General features: G+C 58.9%; 17 protein-coding genes. 10 read left to right on the top strand and 7 right to left on the bottom strand.

Going from position 1 to position 19,040, the window contains the following annotated elements; translation table 11 throughout:
• Window positions 1–145: 145 nt before the first annotated feature.
• The gene (locus WC421_09865) at window positions 146–658 is read right to left on the bottom strand and encodes a hypothetical protein (GenBank protein ID MFA5162541.1); all 513 of its coding nucleotides are present in this window, start codon (window positions 656–658) and stop codon (window positions 146–148) included.
• Window positions 659–699: 41 nt separating this feature from the next.
• Here WC421_09865 and WC421_09860 point away from each other — a divergent pair, with 41 nt between their 5' ends.
• The 10 genes from WC421_09860 (at window position 700) to WC421_09815 (ending at window position 11,621) form a co-directional block, all read left to right on the top strand.
• The gene (locus WC421_09860) at window positions 700–1,269 is read left to right on the top strand and encodes a hypothetical protein (protein MFA5162540.1); all 570 of its coding nucleotides are present in this window, start codon (window positions 700–702) and stop codon (window positions 1,267–1,269) included.
• Between the two features lie 4 nt (window positions 1,270–1,273).
• Entirely contained in the window at window positions 1,274–2,572 is a 1,299-nt protein-coding gene (gene asnS, locus WC421_09855; protein ID MFA5162539.1) for an asparagine--tRNA ligase, read from the top strand.
• 185 nt (window positions 2,573–2,757) lie between these two features.
• Complete coding sequence (locus WC421_09850) at window positions 2,758–3,696, top strand: polysaccharide deacetylase family protein (GenBank protein MFA5162538.1); 939 nt, start codon at window positions 2,758–2,760, stop codon at window positions 3,694–3,696.
• A gap of 129 nt (window positions 3,697–3,825) precedes the next feature.
• Window positions 3,826–4,095, top strand: coding sequence for a 30S ribosomal protein S15 (gene rpsO / locus WC421_09845; protein ID MFA5162537.1), 270 nt, complete (start codon window positions 3,826–3,828; stop codon window positions 4,093–4,095).
• Between the two features lie 4 nt (window positions 4,096–4,099).
• Window positions 4,100–6,250, top strand: a complete 2,151-nt coding sequence (locus WC421_09840) for a polyribonucleotide nucleotidyltransferase (protein MFA5162536.1) — start codon at window positions 4,100–4,102, stop codon at window positions 6,248–6,250.
• A gap of 7 nt (window positions 6,251–6,257) precedes the next feature.
• Window positions 6,258–6,743, top strand: coding sequence for a biotin/lipoyl-containing protein (locus WC421_09835; protein MFA5162535.1), 486 nt, complete (start codon window positions 6,258–6,260; stop codon window positions 6,741–6,743).
• A 66-nt stretch (window positions 6,744–6,809) separates the two neighbouring features.
• Window positions 6,810–8,468: a hypothetical protein gene (locus WC421_09830; protein MFA5162534.1), complete on the top strand. Its 1,659-nt coding sequence runs from the start codon at window positions 6,810–6,812 to the stop codon at window positions 8,466–8,468.
• Complete coding sequence (locus WC421_09825) at window positions 8,465–9,892, top strand: MFS transporter (protein ID MFA5162533.1); 1,428 nt, start codon at window positions 8,465–8,467, stop codon at window positions 9,890–9,892. Before WC421_09830 ends, WC421_09825 begins: the two co-directional genes overlap by 4 nt.
• Window positions 9,893–9,959: 67 nt before the next feature.
• Window positions 9,960–10,349, top strand: coding sequence for a hypothetical protein (locus WC421_09820; protein ID MFA5162532.1), 390 nt, complete (start codon window positions 9,960–9,962; stop codon window positions 10,347–10,349).
• A 3-nt stretch (window positions 10,350–10,352) separates the two neighbouring features.
• Window positions 10,353–11,621, top strand: coding sequence for a HEAT repeat domain-containing protein (locus WC421_09815; protein ID MFA5162531.1), 1,269 nt, complete (start codon window positions 10,353–10,355; stop codon window positions 11,619–11,621).
• A gap of 305 nt (window positions 11,622–11,926) precedes the next feature.
• On the opposite strand, the gene WC421_09810 is transcribed toward WC421_09815, so the two are convergent.
• The 6 genes from WC421_09810 to WC421_09785 are packed head-to-tail and all read right to left on the bottom strand — an operon-like array spanning window position 11,927 to window position 18,943.
• Window positions 11,927–12,664, bottom strand: coding sequence for a 4Fe-4S binding protein (locus tag WC421_09810; GenBank protein ID MFA5162530.1), 738 nt, complete (start codon window positions 12,662–12,664; stop codon window positions 11,927–11,929).
• Window positions 12,661–14,106, bottom strand: coding sequence for an NADH-quinone oxidoreductase subunit C (locus WC421_09805; GenBank protein ID MFA5162529.1), 1,446 nt, complete (start codon window positions 14,104–14,106; stop codon window positions 12,661–12,663). The genes WC421_09810 and WC421_09805 overlap by 4 nt, the downstream gene beginning before the upstream one ends.
• Complete coding sequence (locus tag WC421_09800; GenBank protein MFA5162528.1) at window positions 14,100–15,533, bottom strand: proton-conducting transporter membrane subunit; 1,434 nt, start codon at window positions 15,531–15,533, stop codon at window positions 14,100–14,102. The genes WC421_09805 and WC421_09800 overlap by 7 nt, the downstream gene beginning before the upstream one ends.
• The gene (locus WC421_09795; protein ID MFA5162527.1) at window positions 15,526–16,152 is read right to left on the bottom strand and encodes a hypothetical protein; all 627 of its coding nucleotides are present in this window, start codon (window positions 16,150–16,152) and stop codon (window positions 15,526–15,528) included. Before WC421_09795 ends, WC421_09800 begins: the two co-directional genes overlap by 8 nt.
• Window positions 16,152–17,051, bottom strand: coding sequence for an NADH-quinone oxidoreductase subunit H (locus tag WC421_09790; GenBank protein MFA5162526.1), 900 nt, complete (start codon window positions 17,049–17,051; stop codon window positions 16,152–16,154). The genes WC421_09795 and WC421_09790 overlap by 1 nt, the downstream gene beginning before the upstream one ends.
• The gene (locus WC421_09785; protein MFA5162525.1) at window positions 17,036–18,943 is read right to left on the bottom strand and encodes a proton-conducting transporter membrane subunit; all 1,908 of its coding nucleotides are present in this window, start codon (window positions 18,941–18,943) and stop codon (window positions 17,036–17,038) included. The genes WC421_09790 and WC421_09785 overlap by 16 nt, the downstream gene beginning before the upstream one ends.
• Window positions 18,944–19,040 lie beyond the last annotated feature (97 nt).

Genomic DNA, 19,040 nt, shown 5'->3' with positions numbered 1-19,040 from the left:
TGATTGAACCGCTTTTGTTGCGTTTTTTTCGTATAAACATCCCCAATTTTACCAGCGGGACACCCAAAATTCAAGCAGCTCTCGTCGGAGTGGGTCTGAAATTTAACCCCTCCGCACAAGTCAGGAGGGAGTCATGCGCGCGGCGCTACTGCCCGTAACCGGACGGGCCGCGCAGCGCCAGCAGCCGCGCGCCAAAGCCCGCGCGCGACAGTTTGACGCCTGTTGCGGCGGCAGTTTCCAGGGGAATGTCAAAATACAGCAGATTGTCCACGGCGGAGGTTAGTTTTGCGCCGCTGCCGTCCAGCAGCTTCGCGTCCAGACCGGACTCGCTTATGGCGGAAGCGGCGTCGCCTGCGGTTATTTCCGAATCCATCAGCAGGCTGCGTTTGAGATTTTTACGGGCGGCGATTTCCAGTTTGGCCGTTTTCACGCCGTTTTTGACGGCGTAATACTGCTCCAGTTCCTTGAAATTTCCCGCCGCCAGCTGGGCTTCAACCGCCTGCCAGGGAAAGCCGTAATCCCCCTGAAAAGAAGGTGCGTTCTTTTTATCGGTCATATCAGCCGCCTGCTCCGGCGCCGTCTTCTGCGCGCGCGCGGCATCGGGGCTGTTCCGGGAACAGCCCGCCAGCGCCAGCAGCAGAAAAACCGCATAACCCATAATACGTTTGGAAAAGTCTCCGCAAATTGTATCATATAAACATGAAAGATTTTTTTCCGTTCAAGCTGGCAGCCCGGTACGTGTACAATTTCCGCAGCAGCGAGCTTGACGGCCCGGCTGTGGTTTCCGTTACAGTGCTAAAAATCGCAAAAGCGGGCAGGAACACCGCCGCGCATATCCGCATGACCACGGAATACCGCGGCGATTTCGCGGACATTTTATACACCGTCAAAAAAACATCCAAAGCCGTGATAGCCGGCGACGGCATTGTGATGGGCGGCAGGACGGAGTTTCCGCTGCCCCCCGCAAAAGGCAAAAGCTGGAGCGAATCCGGCGACGAAAGCGCCATAGCCGCGCTTGACGACAGGGTTTCCATCCCCGCCGGGACATTTTCCGGCTGCATGCGGGTGGAGACAAAACTTGAAAATTCCGGCTCCGCCCGGCGCTGGTATGCGCCGGGAGCGGGGCTTGTGCGCGAGGAATGCTCCGCCCCGGAGCTGGAGGCAGTCCTTGAACTGGCCGAAATGCGCCAGGCCACACCCAGGGAACTGCTGCCGCCCAACCGCAGGCGCAAAACCGCGCTGCCAAAGGGAAACGGAACGGGGAGTTGAATTTATGGCGGAACACGTTTACATAAAGGACATCGGCGCGCATGCCGGGAAAGAAGCGGAGATACGGGGCTGGCTTTACAACAAGCGCTCCAGCGGCAAACTGCATTTTCTTCAGGTCCGGGACGGCAGCGGCATAATTCAGTGCGTGATGTTCAAAGGCGACGTGCCCGAGGAGATGTTCAAGCTGGCCGACGCCGCGACGCAGGAATCCTCCGTCATAGTCTCCGGCGCGGTGCGCGAAGACAAGCGTTCCTCCTTGGGCTTTGAGCTGGGCGTGAAGGATTTCCGCGTCGTGCAGATGGCAAAGGATTATCCCATCAGCCCCAAAGACCACGGCACCGGTTTTCTGATGGAGAACAGGCATTTATGGCTGCGCTCTTCGCGGCAGCATGCGGCACTTAACGTGCGCGCGGAAATCGTAAGCGCGGTGCGCGACTATTTCAACTCCAACGGATTCCTGCTGGTGGACGCGCCAGTCTTCACCCCCGCCGCGTGCGAGGGGACGTCCACATTGTTTGAAACCGAGTATTTTGGCGAAAAAGCCTATCTGACGCAGAGCGGACAGCTTTACATGGAAGCCGCCGCCATGGCTTTCGGCAAGGTCTATTGTTTCGGCCCCACCTTCCGGGCGGAAAAATCCAAGACCCGCCGCCACCTGACCGAGTTCTGGATGGTGGAGCCTGAAATGGCCTATTGCGATATCTATAAGGATATGGACGTGGCCGAGGATTTTGTGGCCTATATTGTGGCCCGCGTGCTCAAAAACAAAACCGCCGAGCTTAAGGCGCTGGAACGCGACACTTCAAAACTTGAAAAGGCCGTCAAACCCTTCCCGCGCATAACCTATGCCGAGGCGATAGACCTTCTGGCAAAGGACAAGCCCGAAGGCGCCAAATGGGGCGACGATTTCGGCGGTGACGAGGAGACAATAATCTCCAGCCGCTACGACAGGCCCGTAATAGTCCACCATTATCCCGCGGAGATAAAAGCCTTCTACATGAAAAACGACCCGCAGCAGCCAGAAACCGCGATGTGCATGGATATGCTGGCCCCCGAAGGCTACGGAGAAATCATCGGCGGCGGACAGCGCGAGGACGATCACGACACCCTGGTGGAAAAAATAAAAAAACACAATCTTCCGCCGGAAGCATTTGACTGGTATCTGGATTTACGGAAATACGGCTCCGTCCCGCACGCCGGATTTGGCCTGGGGATAGAGCGCACCGTGGCCTGGATATGCGGCCTGCCGCATGTCCGCGAAACCATCCCCTTCCCGCGCCTGATGGACAGAATAAAACCCTAACCCTCCACAACCCTGCATATCCATAGGCCCGAAGTCCCGGTTTGCTTTGGGTCCTATGGCTCATGCGGCGCAACTCCGCAATTGAAATAATTTATCTGTGACTTGCCGGTTTCCCAAGGCGGACTTGCCCGGGAATTGCATTTGAACAGCGGGAAACCTGCTTGCAGCCACTCACGGAGGTGAGTATGCGGAAGACGTTGTTCATTGCCGTTGCGCTTATACTATCCGGCGCGGTTTCCTCGGTATCCGCCCAGGATTTCGGAAAATTCGCCAGCCTGCAAGAAATAATAGAAGCCGCGCGGTCGCACCAGACGCCGCAACCCGAGGCCGCCGCAAGCGGACAGGACGAAGCCGCAGAATCGGAAAGGCTGCTTGAACTGGAACGGCAGCACATGCCGCCGGAACAGGGCGAGGTGGAGCAGGCCGGTCTTGAACCCGGCGCGCCGAAACCGTACTACAGCATAGTCAAAGCGGCGGGAAGGCCGTACCTTCAGCAGCATGACTGGTTTCTAAATCCCGGAGAAGTCATTCTCACCTTTGACGACGGCCCCGACCCTTCGCGCACACAGACTTTTGTCAATGTCCTTAAGGAAAACAATGTGCCGGCCCTGTTTTTCGTGCTTGGCTCGCGTCTGGAAAGCGCCAGCGGCAAGGCGCTGGCCGCCGCGGAAAGCCAGTCCGGCAGCATGGTGGGCGTCCATGGATACTATCACGCCACTCCAAGCGGAAAACCGTTCACCTCTGTCGGCTGGGAGAGGGTGCGGGACGACCTTGCCAAAACAATCAAGCTGGTAACGGAAGCCACGGGCCGGCGCCCGAAGTATTTCCGCCCGCCGTACGGCAATATCCGCGCCGGCGACGCCCGCAGAATATACAGCGAACTGGGCCTGATTCCGGTGGGCTGGACCGTAGATTCCAACGACTGGAAAACCAAAGATCCCGCCGACCTGTTCGGCAATATCGCGCGCTACCTCAGGGCGCGCGGCAAGGGCATAGTGCTTATGCACGATGTCCATCCCCAGAGCCGGGCCGTGATTGTCAAACTAATTCCCTGGCTGAAGGAAAACGGCTTCAAAATAGTTTCACCGGACAGGCTGAAGGAGGCTTTTGAAAAACAGTCCTGATTCTCTTCGCGCAAAACGCCGCCCGGGCACGGTCCCGCGCGGCGTTTTAGCGCGCGTAAAATTTGACTTGCCGCCTTCGGACGGGGTATAATGAATTAACGTTGAAAAAAAGAGGAAAACAAAGCGAACATGACACTGACAAAACAAGAAAGACACGGCGTAATCGCCAAATACCAGGCTCACCCGACCGACTCGGGCGGCACCTCGGTGCAGGTGGCCCTGCTGACGGAGAGAATCAATTACATCTCATCCCACCTGAAAACCCATTCCAAAGACTACGCGGGCGAAAGAGGCCTGCTTAAACTCGTTGGACAGCGAAAGAGACTTCTCAGCTATCTCAAACGGAAGGATTTCGCCCAATACCAGAAGCTTATCAAGCAGCTGGAAGTGAGGAAATAAGCAAATGACAGAATTCAACATAACCCGCCTTGAAGAAAAGGTGGGAGATAGGACTATTTCCATTGAAACCGGGCTGATGGCCAAACAGGCCGGCGGCTCCGTGGTCATAAGGATGGGGGATACGGCGCTGATTTCCAACGCGGTTTCCACCGGGGAGCAGAAGGAAGGCCCCTCGGATTTCACCCCGCTTACGGTGAACTATAAGGAACGCACCTACGCCGCCGGCAGAATCCCCGGCGGTTTTTTCAAGCGCGAAGGCAGGCCTACAACCAAGGAAGTTCTCTCCTCCCGGCTGACCGACCGCTCCCTGCGCCCGCTGTTCCCGGAAGGCTACGCCTGCGAAACCAACGTTACCGCGCTGGTGCTTTCCAGCGACGCGGAAAACGACGCGGACATACTGGGCATAACCGCCAGTTCCGCCGCGCTGATGGTATCGCCCATACCCTTTAACGGCCCGATAGCGGGCGTGCGCATCGGCCTTGTTGGCGATGCATTTGTGATAAACCCCACCCACGCCCAGCGCGAGGAAGGGACTCTGGACCTCATCATCGCCGGCACATTGGAAGGCATTCTGATGGTGGAAGGCGGCGGCAAGGAAGTGCAGGAAGATATTCTCTTCAAGGCGCTGGAAACCGCCAAGCCGGAGATAGACAAGCTCTGCCGCATGCAGCTTACGCTGCGCGAAAAGGCGGGCCTGCCGAAATTCACCTTCACCCCGACGCCGGTCCCGGCGGAGATAAAAACCCTCTGCAACGAAAAGGCCCGCGCCGAGATAGAGAAAATCCTCGGCTCATTCCTTGAAAAATCCAAACGGGATGCGGCGATAAAGACCCTCAAAAAGACCATAGCCGCCACCCTGGCGGAAACCGAGAATGCTTCGGCGCTGGTCTCCATGTCCATAGAGGAGATTGTCTACGAGGAAAGCCGCAAGCTGGTGCTGGACAAACGTGTCCGCGCCGACGGCAGAAAGACCGACGAAATCCGCCCCATAGACATCCGCGCCGCACTGATGCCGCGCACCCACGGTTCCGCGCTGTTTACGCGCGGGCAGACGCAGGCTTTCGTGGCCTGCACGCTCGGCACGCCGGAGGATATGCAGCTCATGGAAGGCCTTGAAGGCACTTACAGGGAGCGTTTCCTGCTGCATTACAACTTCCCCGGCTTTGCCACCGGCGAATGCAAGCGCGACATGTCCCCGGGCCGCCGCGAAATCGGCCACGGCGAGCTTGCCCGCCGCGCCATAGAACCGTTGCTCCCCACGGACGAAAAATTCCCTTACACCATACGGCTTGTCTCGGACATCATGGAATCCAACGGCTCCAGCTCCATGGCCACGGTGTGCGGCAGCTCGCTTGCGCTGTTTGACGCAGGCGTTCCCATGAAAGCCTCCTGCGCCGGAATAGCGATGGGCCTTATAAAAGAAGGCAGCCGCTACGCCGTGCTTTCCGACATCATGGGCATGGAAGACCATCTCGGCGACATGGACTTCAAGCTGGCCGGCACCAAAAACGGCATCACCGCGTTCCAGATGGACGTGAAAACAGCCGGCGGCGTGTCGCTTGACATCCTTAAAGAGGCCGTCTCCCAGGCCTCGCGCGGCAGGGCGCATATACTGGGCCTCATGGATGCGGCGGTTCCCACCCCCCGCCCGGAGACATCGCAGTACGCCCCGCGCATTGTGCTGGTTACCATACCTCAGGACAAAATCGGCGCGCTTATCGGCCCCGGCGGCAAGAACATCCGCCGCATCACCGAGGAGACCGGCGCAAAAATAGAGGTCAACGACGAAGGGCAGGTCTATATCTCCGCCGTGGAAGCCGACAAGGTGGAGGCCGCCAAGAAATTCGTGGAATACTACACTGCCGAGGTGTCGGTGGGCCAGGTCTACAAAGGCAAGGTCGTCTCCATCCAGAACTTCGGCGCCTTCGTGGAAGTGCTGCCGGGCAAGGAAGGGCTGCTGCATATCTCGGAAATAGCCCACCGCCGCGTCAACACCGTGGAAGACGAGCTTGAGATGGGCCAGGAGGTGGAGGTGAAGATTATAGAGATGGACAACATGGGAAAATTCCGCCTCTCCCGCAAGGCCCTTATTCCCAACACGGGAGGAGGGGGGGACAGGGACCGCGGACCGCGCTCCCCCGCCAACAGGCGCTAAATAGACTATGACAGTCAAGAAAAAAACCGCTGCCAGACCGCAGGTTTCCCCCGTGCTGCATGAAGTGCAGAAGCTCTACGACTTCATGCAGAAAAACAAGCTGGAAACCGTGGAGTTCAGCCAGGGCGGCACGCAGGTCCGGCTGGTACGCAAGCGCCAGCCGTCGGTGCCGGTGCCGGTCTACGCTCAGGCGCCCGCGCACGGCGGCGCGCAGCAGTCCGCGCCGTCCGCAGCGCCGCAGGAGCCGCTAGGCGACGTGGTGCCCAGCCCGCTGATGGGGATATTTTTCCGCGCCCCGTCGCCGTCCAGCCCGCCGTTTATACACGAGGGCGAAGCGGTCAAGGCCGGACAGGTGCTTTGCCTTGTTGAATCCATGAAAGTGTTCAACGAGGTGAAGGCGGAATGCGACTGCGTCGTCCGTAAAGTGCTGGTTGAGGACGGCAGGCCGGTCAAGCCCGCACAGCCGCTGTTCGCCATAGACCGGAAGAAATAAAGCAATGGTTTGAAACCGCCGCGCCGCCGCGCCAGTCGCGTTGCGGCGCGGCGTTCTGATTCGGACATGACACTCGCAAAATCCCTGTGGGATAAAGTGTTTCTGTCGCTGCTGGCGGCGGTTTTGCTGCTGCTGTGTACCCGCATTATTGCGCCGGACAGTTTCAGCGGATGGTCATTCGGCGACACACAGACGCTGCTTTCGCTCAAGCAATGGGACAAGGGCGGCTGGAAGGAAAACAAGTTTCTTTTCGCGCCGCAGGGATACAGCTCTTTTGCGCCGCTGCTGGATACTCCGCCGCTTGCGCAGCACGCGCACGGGGTATCGCCGCACACCTCGCCCTCCGTCGGGCCGCGCAGGCTTTACACGCATTATCCGTCCGGCTACCTGTTCCCGTATGCGTTTTTCCATTCGTTCGGGGGAGTGCAATCCGCGCACGGGCTGCAACTGGTTTCAATAATAATTTCGCTGCTTGGCGCGGCGCTGTTTTACGCCGCGCTGAAAAAAGTCCTGCCTGAAAGCGCGGCTTTCGCGGCGGCGGCATTTTATGTTTTATCTCCGGCATTTGCGGATTATTCCTACAGCCTCGCCAATCAGCCGCTGGACGATATGCTGCGCTGGCTTTTTGTCTTCCTGATAATTGCAAACAAAGACGATTCTCCCCGGCTTTACGCGGCGGCGTGGGGCGCGCAACTGGCGCTTTCGCTGTGCTCTTTTGATTCGGTGCTTTTTGTTTTCTGTTTCCTGCTTGGCTGGGATGCTCTCCGGCGCGAATTCAGCCTTAAAAAATACGCGCTGTTCGCGCTGGCTCCCCTGCTGGCGCACGGATTGCAATTCGCGCAAAACTCCTGGTATCTGGGCCTGCATTCCGCCTGGCGGGACGCGGCGGATACGTTTTTTTCGCGCAGCAGGCATGACACCGCGCTGCTGGCCAAAATTGCGGATGCGTTCAATCCCTACCTCTCCGCCTATGCGCCGGTTTCGCTTGCGGTTTTCGCGGCGGCTGCGGCGGCGTATCTGTATTTCGCGCGGCGCGAAACCCGCTCTTTGGCCGTTCTGCTGCTGCTTTGCGGGCTGCCGATGCCGCTGCTGCTGCCGGGGGCAAATTTCTCGTATCAGGTGCGGCAGTTGCTTCCATTTATTTCGGTTTGCGCCGGGCTGATGATTGTTGAAGCCGTTTCCGGGCTGCTGCGGCTTGCGCGGGAGAAGCGGTATTATCCGGGCGGGGCGGCGGCGGTGTCGTGCGGGGTGGCGGCGGTATGGCTTTTGGCGCAGAACGCGGCGGCGCTGTTTGCTCCGCCGGCGGCGGCGTATCCGGTGATGCCGTCGGATATCACGCTGGCAAAAGCCATAAAGGACATGCCGGCCGCGCATGAAAAAACAGTTTTCAACATAGACGGCTTTGCCACCTATCAGGAATACGACTATGTGCCGGGCTATCCGCAAATCTGCCCGGAGGTAGAGTATTACAGCGGCGGGACGCTGGTGCTGAGCTTTACAAAGCCGCAAGACCTGGCGCGCGACCTGGCATTTATCCGGCGCAATGCGGGGGCGGAATTTTCGCCCATACTGGTGGCGCGCGACATCTCAAAACTGGATGCGGTTCTGCAAAGTCTTGAAAGCTACCGGGCGGAAAAAGGCGGCTTCTCCGGTGTGCCGCAGCCCCGCAAGGCAGGCGACGCATATATCGTTGACCTGACCCCGCTGGCGGAGCAATTGAAGTGAGAGCCTTTTTTGAAAAATTCGCCGTCCTCAAAGGCGCGCCGAAGGAGCTTTGGGTAACCTACGGCTCCTTCATGCTGGCGATAACGGGCTACGGCCTGGTAACGCCGGTGATGGCATTATGGCTCTCCTACGACCTGGGCTACAGCGATATAAATGCCGGGCTTCTGGTGGCGGCATGGTCTGCGCTGTTATGCGTTTTTACCGTGCTGGCGGGGCCGTTTGCCGACGCCGTGGGCCTGAAAAAAGCGTTCCTGTCCGGTTTTGCGATATGCGCGGCCACCGGCGCCGCCGCCGCGCTGCTTCCGCTAAAGCCGGCGGCGCTGGCGCTGGGTTTTTTCCCGATGGCGCTGGGCCAGGCTTTGATGACGCCGGTAACAGTGGCGGCGGTAAGGCAGTATTCCGGCCAGGCGCAGCGGCCCATGGCTTTTTCGCTTTATTACGCCATACGCAACGCCGGCATAGCCGTGGCCGGCTGGTCGGTGGATTTTATACGCGGCAGCGCAGGCGCGGGCGGAGTTTTTACGGCTGCCGGCTACGGCATAAGCGCCTACAGGATGATACTGCTGGCCAGCGCGCTGTTTTATGTTCCGGCATTCCTGCTGGCCTGGTTTTTGCTGCGCGAAGACACCGCCGTTCCCGGAAAACAAAACGGGGAGCGGGCGTTCTCACTGTCCGCGCTGGCGGGCGATGCCGCCGAAACAATCAAATCCTCCTGCCGCATTTTCGCCGAGGCGTGCCGCCATCCGGTGTTCCTCAAATTCATGCTGTTTCTTGCGCTGATAATAGGCGTGCGCCTGCCGTTTTCGCATATGGATTACACCTTCCCCAAATATGCGCTGCGCGAGCTTGGAAGCGGCGCGCCCATAGGCAGGCTGTTCGGGATGCTCAATCCGGTGCTGATAGTGATACTGGTCCCCATAGCGGGCGCGCTGACGCAGAAAATATCCTCCTATAAAATGATAACCGCCGGCTGCATTGTAACCGCGCTTTCAATGTTATGTCCGGCATTGCCGGCGGAATGGTTTGCCGGCGTAGCCAACGGCCCGGCGGGGCATTTTCTGGTCAACACGGTTCTTGGCGTGCCGGGAAATTATGTAAATCCGCTTTACATGCCCATCATACTGTCCGTCGTAGTGCTTTCCGTGGGAGAGGCTTTATGGTCCCCGCGCCTCTACGACTACACAGCATCCATCGCGCCAAAAGGCCACGAAGCCTCGTATATGGGATTTTCCATACTGCCGTATTTCGCGGCGAAATTCGTGGCCGGGGCATTGTCCGGCTGGCTGCTGCAAACCTACTGTCCGGAAACCGGCGCCAGAAACCCGCAAATCATGTGGCTACTGATAGGATTTATGACTCTGCTAACCCCCATAGCCCTGGTGCTGTTCAAAACCAAAATCCAAACACAGGAAGAGGGGAGATAACCCCGCAACCCGGCGGCATTTGCGAGATACCGGGCAAAGCCGCCCGGCAATCGGCTATAATTGAAGTATGAAATATAAGACCCGCGAGGAGCGGCTGGCCAAACTCGCCCAGCTTGCGGAGCGGTTCCGCGACAATCTGGCGCAGTATAAAAGCGGCGGCTACAAAGAGGCCAAGCTGCGCAACGATTTTTTGAATCCGTTTTTTGAGCTGCTGGACTGGGACGTCTCCAACGAATCCGGCAAAAGCGAGGATTACCGCGACGTCATAATAGAGGACAGCCTTGAAATCTCCGGTTCAAAACGCGCGCCGGATTATTGCTTCAAAATCGGCAAGGAGCGCAAATTTTATGTTGAAGCGAAAAAGCCGTCCGTCGATATAATCCACGATGTCGCGCCTTCGCTGCAAATCCGGCGGTACGGACACAGCGCAGGGTTACAGGCTTATGGGAGGCAGTAAACCATGACTATGTTGCCACGTCAAGCCGGCACCTTGCTTTATGCCATTCTATGTGCATTGCTCTTGCCTAACGTCTGTTTTGGCGAAACATTTACACGACAATTATTGGGGTTTTACTACAAACAACGGGGAAAACTATATTGCTGGCAAATGACTATGCACCAAAAAAACTTAAACCACCGCATAGAGAAGAGCCATTCTGAATACGAAAAATTAAGCAATGATGACCGCAATCAGGTAATCACTTTTTGGGGACTTCACGACACGCCTGTTTCGCAATGGGGACTATTCAGGGCTGCGACAGACTCTGACCAGTCCATTCGTTCAAGGGCGGCCTATCTGCTTGGCCGCCATTGTGATGCATTGCGGGAAGAGCAAATGATAACTCTGCTGATCTCTGGGAAACCGGTTGCCAGCGGAAATCTAATCCAATCTTTGGGCTATTGCCGCAATCGCAATATCGTGCCGACACTTCTAGCGATTTTGACTGATAGCACAACATCTGCTTCCGACATGGCTCTTGTAGTAACTGCTTTGGGAAATATCGGCGCAGCGGAGGCGGTTCCTGTTCTGAAAAAAACGCTTATAAGTGATGATTGGTGGCTAGCAATTTGTTCTGCGGAAGCCCTCGCGAAATTAGGCAGTCGAGACGGTTACACCCTAGCGGCAAAATGGTTATCTGATTACTCTCCTCATTCCGATATCCGCAAATCTCTCCCGGAATGGCTGGGAAAAGTGGCTGCAGCGAATATTATGGGAATGATTGGCACAAAAGATGATATTGTACTGCTGCAAGCAGCTTTTCGCCAAGCACTGCCTGCTTCGAGCACTGCCATTGCTGCGGCAATAATTACAATCATGGACCGGGAGGGATTATCGTTGTCTGACTGGAAGAGCAATCCTGACAGCAAAAGAATAGTTTTGAATTCTTTTCCTGAGGATAGTTTTGGATGGACTGGCGATATTACCAAAGCTCAACAGCAAACCAGGCAGGATGCAATAAACATTGTGGAAAAAGTTACCGGTGCATCAATACAAACCATATTCCGGGCCTATCTGCGGGATGGGGAAACTAGGCGAGGCCGTCATGAATTCGCTCAACAAGCTGCATGGAAGCTTATAAATGTTATGAAACCTGAAGAGTCAAAGCCATTGCTGGAAGAACTTTTGAAAGCTCCCGATCCAGAACTTGTCTCTAACGCGCAAAATAGACTTGAAGCGGTCAAAACACAGGAAGAGCGTACCGTTCAGTACAATCGAATGAAAAATTAGTAGGTTGCCATGCGGATTGTAAAAGCGCGGTTTTGTTAATCTGCGTTAATCTGCGTAATCTGCGGGGCATCTGCGGTAAAATGCCGCTTCGTCGGAGAACATGCTCTGCGGTTTCTGTCGGCGGGAAACTGAAAGCATGGGTCATACGCCGATAGCGCCGGTTTTGCTGTTTCCGCCGCGCAAGCTGTTTTCACTTGCTCATTCAACGCTGACGCCACAGCAGTTAAACGCAGATAACCCGCAGATTACGCAGATTAGCGCAGATTGGCTCAACCTCCGGCAAGTTTTACCGGCGGAGGGATGAATCAAATTTTCGCCAGCAGGCGCAGGAGGCCGTCCAGAATTGTCATCGGATGGGGGGGACAACCGGGGACATACAGATTTACCGGAATTTGCGGCGGGATGCCGGCAGTCTGCTCATGGCCGGCGTATAATCCGCCGGAAACGGCGCAGGCGCCGACCGCAATGACGATTTTCGGCGCGGGGACGGCGTTATAGGTTTCAACCAGCGCGTATTCCATGTTTTTTGTTACGGGGCCGGTGATAAGCAGCCCGTCGGCATGGCGGGGCGAGGCCACAAACTGAATGCCGAACCTGCCCAGGTCAAAAACAACGGTGTTGAGAACATTGACGTCCGCCTCGCAGGCATTGCAGCCGCCCGCGCTTACCTGCCGCAGCTTAAGCGAACGGCCAAAAAGGGCGAGCGTCTTTTTCTCCAGCGCGCGCGCAAGCCGGTATTCGGGACCCGTCAAATCCTGTCTTGAGGACGCGGCCAGCTTGTAATCAGTGGTAAAAGTTACCGCGCCTTCGCCGCAAATTTCCGCGCACAAGCCGCAGAATATGCACTTGCCCATATCAAGCGACAACGGGCCGGCGGTTATGGCTTGCGTCGGGCAGGCTTCGGCGCAACTGCCGCAGCCGGAGCATTTTTCCGCGCGCAATTGCGGCCTGCCGCGGAAACGCGGCGGCAGAACGGGTTCTTTGGCGGGATATTCAACTGTCCGCTCGCGCTGCGCGAGCCTTGCCATAAGCGCTTTAATCATAAATCATGCCCGCAATAGGAAAGATTGAAGCTCTTGTTGCACAGCGGGAAATCCGAAATCTGCTGGCCGCGCATGGCAAGCGCAAGCCCCGGCCAGTTCCTGAAAGACGGGTCCACCACCTTGTAAAAATCCAACTGTCCGCGCGCGTCGGTGCGGGCGATATGGCAAATCTCGCCGCGCCAGCCCTCCTCCACGGAAACAGACAGGCTGTCAGGCGCGAGCGCGGGTTTTGCCTCCGGCTCCGGGCCGCATACAGCGGCGGGCAGAATTTCTTTTATAAGGGCTATCGAATCCCGGCATTCAATCCAGCGCGTCATGGCGCGGGCATAAACGTCGCCTGTGGCGCAGACGGCGGGCTCAAATTCGCGTTTGAGATAAATTCCGGACGGGAAATCCTTTCTGGCGTCTATCCCCAAGCCGCAGGCTCGCGCGCAGGGACCGGCAAGACCGAGAGCCACGGCATTCTCCGCCGAGATAACGCCAGTATTTTCAAACCGAGCAAGGACGGAAGGTGTGTTCCAGAGCAGTTCCACGGCGTTTTTCAAATCCGCCTCCGCCGCGATAAGCCGGGACAGCAGTTCATCCGCTATTTCTTTGGTAACAGGGCGGCGCAGCCCGCCCCCGCGCAGCAGCCCCCGCCCAAAACGGCTGCCGCAAAGCAGCGCGGTCATATTAAGAAAATCGCCGCGCAGCCGCCCGCAGAAAGACATTGTGGGAAGATAGCCTATATCCCCGGCCAGCGCGCCCAGATCGCCGGCGTGATTGGCAAGACGCTCCAGCTCCAGCGCGACGGCGCGCGCCGCCTCCGCACTTTCCGAAATCTGCATCCCGCCCAGCGATTCAATGTTGCGGCAATAGGCGAGGGTATGGCCTATGGTGGTGTCCCCCGCCAGGGTTTCCATGTAAAAAATCCGCCGTTTCGGGTTTGAGACCAGCGCCCGCTCCGCGCCGCGGTGCTGGAAACCGAGCGCGATATCAAGATGCAGGACATTCTCGCCATAGCATTGGAATCTGAAATGCCCCGGCTCTATGATGCCGGCGTGAACGGGGCCGACGGCGACCTCGTGTATTTCCGCGCCCTCCACCCGGAAAAAGTCGCAGACGGCGGGACCGGTTTCGGCAAACACCTTCGCGCCGGCGCGGTACGGCCTGTGGAATCTGACAGGTTTCAGCCAGGGATGGCCCAGCGGCGCGATATCGTATTGCTCGGCTATCTCGCGCTCAAACATATGCGCCTGCGGGCATTGCGGGGTCAGCGAAGGGTATTCGTCGCCTTCAACGGCGGCAAACAGGGTTTCAGCGGAGCGCTTCTCCCTGTCGCCCAGAACGGCGCAGAGGACATGTTCAGGCAGCGCAAACAGCGCAAGCAGCGCCTTCCCGCCTGAGACCGCGTTTATGACGCGGTTGCGGAAAGCCACTATATCAAGAATATCCTTCACCATGCGCCCCCCAGCGCGGCGGAGGCGGATTTAACGGCGGCGTCAAGCCATTGCGGGATATACAGCCCCGTCGCCAGCGCGCACAGGCCCAGCAGCGCGGCGGGCAGTATGAATACAAGCCGCTCCCGCCCCTGGGGCGGTTTGGCGCCGGAGGGGGCGAACATCCCCATAACCGAATGCGCCACCCCGGCAAACACCACCGCCAGCATGAAAATAAACAGCGCGCCCGCCCGTCCGTGCCCGGAGGCAAACATCGCCTTTATTATGACCAGCTTGCTCACAAAAATGCCGAAAGGCGGCAGCCCCAGTATCGCCATAAATCCGGCGGCCCATAAAAACCCGGTAAACGGCATCGCCGCCAGGTTGCCGACCTCGGCTGAGCTTTTGGTGCGGAAGCCGCGCAGTATATTGCCGGAGGCCATGAACAGCATCGCCTTTACCAGCGAATGGTTGATGGCCTGCAAAACCGCGCCGTACACCGTTCCCGCGCCCACGCCGGCGGCGATTATGCCCATGTTCTCCACGCTGGAATAGGCCAGCAGCCGCTTGTAGTCGCGCTGGCGCAGCATGAAGGCCGCCGCGATAACCACCGATGCTATGCCGAAAAACAGGAACACGTCGTTTACGAATTCGCCCAGCCCGGCGCCGCTGCATACCGCCGCCACCCGCATCAGCGACAAAAAGGCGCAGTTGAGCAGCGCGCCCGACAGCAGCGCGGAAACCGGAGAGGGCGACTCGCCGTGCGCGTCCGGCAGCCAGGTGTGCATTGGGGCCAGCCCCATCTTCGCGCCGTAGCCGGTAAAGGCCAGCACGAAAGCCAGCTTCAGCCACAGCGGGTTCAGCAGCCGCGCGCTGTCGCGCAGGACGTCGCAGAGCATGGGAACATTGGCCGCGCCGGCGGCGGAGGCTATGAAGAAATTTCCCAGCAGCGCCAGCGCGATGCCGACCGAGCATATCATAAGGTATTTCCACGCCGCCTCCAGAGAGCGCGGCGTCCGGTGAAAGCAGATAAGCGGCGCGCTGACCAGCGTCGTCGCCTCCAGCGCGACCCACATCATCGCGATATGCCTGCTGAGGCACACAAAATTCATGGCCGCCAGGAAAAGCAGCAGGAAGGAGATGAACACCGGCTCCGGCTCGTCGCCGAAAACGCCGGAGAATATATGCGGCTTGGGCGAGAGCGTGTCCAGATACCCGCGCGCGTAGAAAGAGCAGGCCGCAAACAACAGCCCCGTAACCGCAAGGAATATAAGGGAAGCGCTGTCCGCCATGAACCAGCTGCCGGAGGCGGGGGGAAAACGCCACAGCAGCCCGCACAGCGCGAGGTTGAAAACGGCGGCCCCGGTCAGCAGCGCGCGCGCCGCTTTTTTGCCGGAAATCAGGGCTGCCAGCCCGGCCAGCGCGGGGGCGCATAACGCAAGGCTAATCATAATCGCCGGAATCCTTCAGGAACGAGATTTTTTCCATGTCGGCGTGGTCAAACTCGTCGCTTATGCGGTAGACCATTATGCCCATGATAAACACCGCCGCAAACAGGTCCAGCAGCAGCCCCAGTTCCACCGCGGCGGGCGTATCGCCTGAAAGCGAGAGGCCGAAGCTGTATATCCCGCCCTCCAGCGCAAGGTAGCCTATCACCTGGGAAAAAGCCGTCCGGCGCGAGATGATGACGAACAGCCCCGCAAACATCGTGAAAAACGCGCCCGCCGCCGCAAGCGGCGCCTGCGGCGAGAATTTGCGCGCAATCCACGCCGAAATTCCCAGCATCGCCATGCATACCGCTATGGACGGGTTGTAGCCCACATAAGGCCGCGGCTCCAGCACCGCGCCGGCCTTTTCCACGGCGCGCATCAGTATATAGGGGAATATGACCGCCTTCACCGCCACCGTGGCCAGCGCCAGCGCCGCCGTCTGCGCCGTGAACTGGCGCGACACCGCCAGCAGCCCCAGTATCAATCCCTGGAACACCGCTATGCGCACCAGCGAGCGTATGCGCCCCGTCGCGCACAGCGCGACGGAGGAAAGCATCAGCGAGACTATAAGAAAGTCCATCAAGCCACCAGAAAAGCCGCAAAGCCCAGCGCCAGCGCCGACAAAAGCATCGCCGGGGCGCGCGTCATCTTAAGCCGGGCCATGCAGGATTCCACTGTGCCGGTTATAACCGCCAGCGCCAGCATGGCCGATAAAAACAGCGCGGCGTTGGCCGCCCATCCCATCCCGCCGAACGGAAACGCCAGCCGCGCGAGTATCGCGCCCAGCAGCCACATCTTGAGCGCCGCGCCGTAGGAGATGAGCGCGAAATCCGGGCCGCTGTGGTCCAGCGCCATGACCTCGTGAATCATCGTAAGCTCAAGATGCGTGTTGGGGTCGTCCAGCGGGATGCGGCAGTTTTCCGCCAGGAAAACCAGATACAATGCCGCCGCCACAAGCAGCAGCGGCGTCCCCGCCACCATGGACGAGGAGCGGAACGCCGCCTCCAGCGAGATTTCGCCCGTCTTTGCCGCCAGCACGGCCAGCGGCATGAAAAGCGCAGGCTCCGCCAGCGCGGAGAAAAACGCCTCCCGGCTGGCCCCCATCCCCTCAAAGCTGGAGCCGGTGTCCAGCGCGGCGCATACCGTGAAAAAGCGCGCAAGCCCCAGCAGATAGGCGAACAATATCATGTCCCCGCTAAAACCCAGCAACGCGCCGTGCCCGCCCGCCGGCACGAAAAGCAGCGCGCCGGTTACGGCGGCAAGGCCTATCACCGGCCCCGCCCGGAACACAGGGCCGGACACGGAGCTGTAAACCGCGCCCTTGCGCAGCAGCTTCCCCAGGTCGTAATAAAGCTGCAAAACGGGCTGGCCCCGCCTTCCGGCGAAAAACGCCTTCACCCTGTTGATTACGCCAAGCAGGAACGGCGCGCACACAAGCGCGGCAAGGAAATCGGCGAGCGAGTTTATATCAAAGCCCATATCAGCAAAGCCACCAGCGCAACGGCCAGATACAGAATATAAGCGTGAATGCTGCCGCCCTGTATGACGCGCAGGACGGACAATTTATCCTCCACCAGCCCGAAAAGCGGATTGTAGATTCTGGCCTTGGCCAGGTCGCGGTTGCGGCTGTGGAAGGATGCGGTTTTGGGGAATAATTCCTTTGCCGGCTCGGCATGCGGGGCCAGCGCAAACATAGACAGCACCGGCTGCGCGAAGGCAGAGGCCGTGTACTGCATCCTGGCATTCGGCGCGGAGTAGCCGCAGCCCCATGTGGGCGCGGAGGACACAGTCCTGCCGTCAAGCAGCGAATTTCTGAAAATCCACAACGCCGCCGCCAGAATGCCGAGCAGGCAGCCCGCTATGCCCGCGCCCGCTATCACGGCATCCGCCCCGAAATACGCGCCGCAGAACATCGCCGCCGCCGGAAAAACGGCGGGCAGCACAAGGACCGGGCAGATTCCTATGACAGCGCACAGCGCGGCCAACACAATCATCGGCGCAAGCATGGTCCGGGGGGCTTCATGAAAAGCCTTCTCCGGCGCGCTGCGCGGCTGGCCCAGAAAAATAACGCCCAACATCCGGGCAAAACAGACCGCTGCCAGCCCGCCGGTCAGCGCAAGCGCCGTCAGCGCGGCAAGCCCGGCCAGAGCCGCGTCCGCCACGGACAACGCCTTGAAGGCGGACATATAAATCATCAACTCGCCGACAAAACCGTTAAGCGGCGGGAATGCGGCTATCCCGGCGGAGCCCGCCATGAAACAGGCCGCCGTAACCGGCATGGCGCGCCGCAGCCCGCCCAATTTTTCCATATCGCGGGTTCCCGTCCCGTGGTAGACGGCCCCCGCCCCCATAAACAACAGGCCTTTGAGCAGCGCATGGTTTATCACATGCAGCATGCCGCCCGAGAATCCGAAAAACGCGATGTCCTTCCGCCCGGCGGAAACTCCGACAAACCCCAGCCCCAGGCCAAGCGCTATGACCCCGATATTCTCCACGCTGGAATAGGCGAGGCACTGTTTCACGTCGCGCTGCGCCAGCGCGAAAGCTATCCCCATCAGGCCGGAGGCGGCGCCGATTAAAACCAGCGCCCAGCCGAACCATTGCGGCGCGGGCACAAACATCAGCGCCATGCGCAGTATGCCGTATATCCCGGCTTTTATCATGATTCCCGACATCAGCGCGGATATATGGCTGGGCGCGGCGGGATGAGCCTTCGGCAGCCACACGTGAAGCGGGAAAAACCCCGCCTTTGCGCCAAAACCCAGCAGCGTCAGCGCGGCCACCGCGCCAAACGGCAGCAGCGCAAAAGCGCGGGGGAAAGCGTCAAAATCCAGAGAGCCGCATTTGCCCCATGCCAGCGCAAACAGCGCGATTATGCAGGCCGTCCCCAGATGCGAGGCTACCAGATAAATCCAGCCGGCCTGGCGGGACTGGCTGTCTTCATAATCCCACACCACCAGCAGAAACGAGAACACCGCCATCAACTCCCATGCTATAAGGAAAAGCATCCCGTTGCGCGCGGTAAACACCACCGCCATCGCCGCCGTCAGCAGATTCATAAGGAGAAACGCCGCGCCGCGCCGCTTTTGCATATAGCCGAGCGAGTAGACCGCGGCGCAGCCGCCCAGCAGGAAAAGCGGGACCAGGAACAATGCGCTAAGCGAATCCGCCGCCAGGTAAAACCGTCCGCCGGGTATGTGTAAAGGGAGCGATATGGATATGATATTGCCCCGCAAAGCGGGGACAATGCCGGCCAGTCCCAGCGCGCAGGCCGCGACCGTCGCCGCAGCCGCAACGCGGACCGTGCGGGAAAACAGCGAAACCGCACCCGCAAGAGCAAGCAGCACCAGTGATGACAGAAACAAATTCATGGCGGTATAAGCATCATAGCATTTTCCCGCGGCATTATCCCATTTCCCGCAGTTGTGGGGAGAAAGCCGCGAAGCTGCAAAGGCAAGAGCGGCCAAA

Source organism: Elusimicrobiales bacterium (assembly GCA_041651175.1).
Classification (GTDB): domain Bacteria; phylum Elusimicrobiota; class Elusimicrobia; order Elusimicrobiales; family Elusimicrobiaceae; genus JAQTYB01.
Note: the sequence above shows the minus strand (reverse complement) of the source record. Positions and strands in the feature narration are given on the sequence as shown.

Bases quoted from the DNA above. Each gene is read 5' to 3' on its own strand.
- WC421_09865 (MFA5162541.1), bottom strand. From the start codon at position 658: ATGGGTTATGCGGTTTTTCTGCTGCTGGCGCTGGCGGGCTGTTCCCGG.
- WC421_09860 (MFA5162540.1), top strand. From the start codon at position 700: ATGAAAGATTTTTTTCCGTTCAAGCTGGCAGCCCGGTACGTGTACAAT.
- asnS (MFA5162539.1), top strand. From the start codon at position 1,274: ATGGCGGAACACGTTTACATAAAGGACATCGGCGCGCATGCCGGGAAA.
- WC421_09850 (MFA5162538.1), top strand. From the start codon at position 2,758: ATGCGGAAGACGTTGTTCATTGCCGTTGCGCTTATACTATCCGGCGCG.
- rpsO (MFA5162537.1), top strand. From the start codon at position 3,826: ATGACACTGACAAAACAAGAAAGACACGGCGTAATCGCCAAATACCAG.
- WC421_09840 (MFA5162536.1), top strand. From the start codon at position 4,100: ATGACAGAATTCAACATAACCCGCCTTGAAGAAAAGGTGGGAGATAGG.
- WC421_09835 (MFA5162535.1), top strand. From the start codon at position 6,258: ATGACAGTCAAGAAAAAAACCGCTGCCAGACCGCAGGTTTCCCCCGTG.
- WC421_09830 (MFA5162534.1), top strand. From the start codon at position 6,810: ATGACACTCGCAAAATCCCTGTGGGATAAAGTGTTTCTGTCGCTGCTG.
- WC421_09820 (MFA5162532.1), top strand. From the start codon at position 9,960: ATGAAATATAAGACCCGCGAGGAGCGGCTGGCCAAACTCGCCCAGCTT.
- WC421_09815 (MFA5162531.1), top strand. From the start codon at position 10,353: ATGACTATGTTGCCACGTCAAGCCGGCACCTTGCTTTATGCCATTCTA.
- WC421_09810 (MFA5162530.1), bottom strand. From the start codon at position 12,664: ATGATTAAAGCGCTTATGGCAAGGCTCGCGCAGCGCGAGCGGACAGTT.
- WC421_09805 (MFA5162529.1), bottom strand. From the start codon at position 14,106: ATGGTGAAGGATATTCTTGATATAGTGGCTTTCCGCAACCGCGTCATA.
- WC421_09800 (MFA5162528.1), bottom strand. From the start codon at position 15,533: ATGATTAGCCTTGCGTTATGCGCCCCCGCGCTGGCCGGGCTGGCAGCC.
- WC421_09795 (MFA5162527.1), bottom strand. From the start codon at position 16,152: ATGGACTTTCTTATAGTCTCGCTGATGCTTTCCTCCGTCGCGCTGTGC.
- WC421_09790 (MFA5162526.1), bottom strand. From the start codon at position 17,051: ATGGGCTTTGATATAAACTCGCTCGCCGATTTCCTTGCCGCGCTTGTG.
- WC421_09785 (MFA5162525.1), bottom strand. From the start codon at position 18,943: ATGAATTTGTTTCTGTCATCACTGGTGCTGCTTGCTCTTGCGGGTGCG.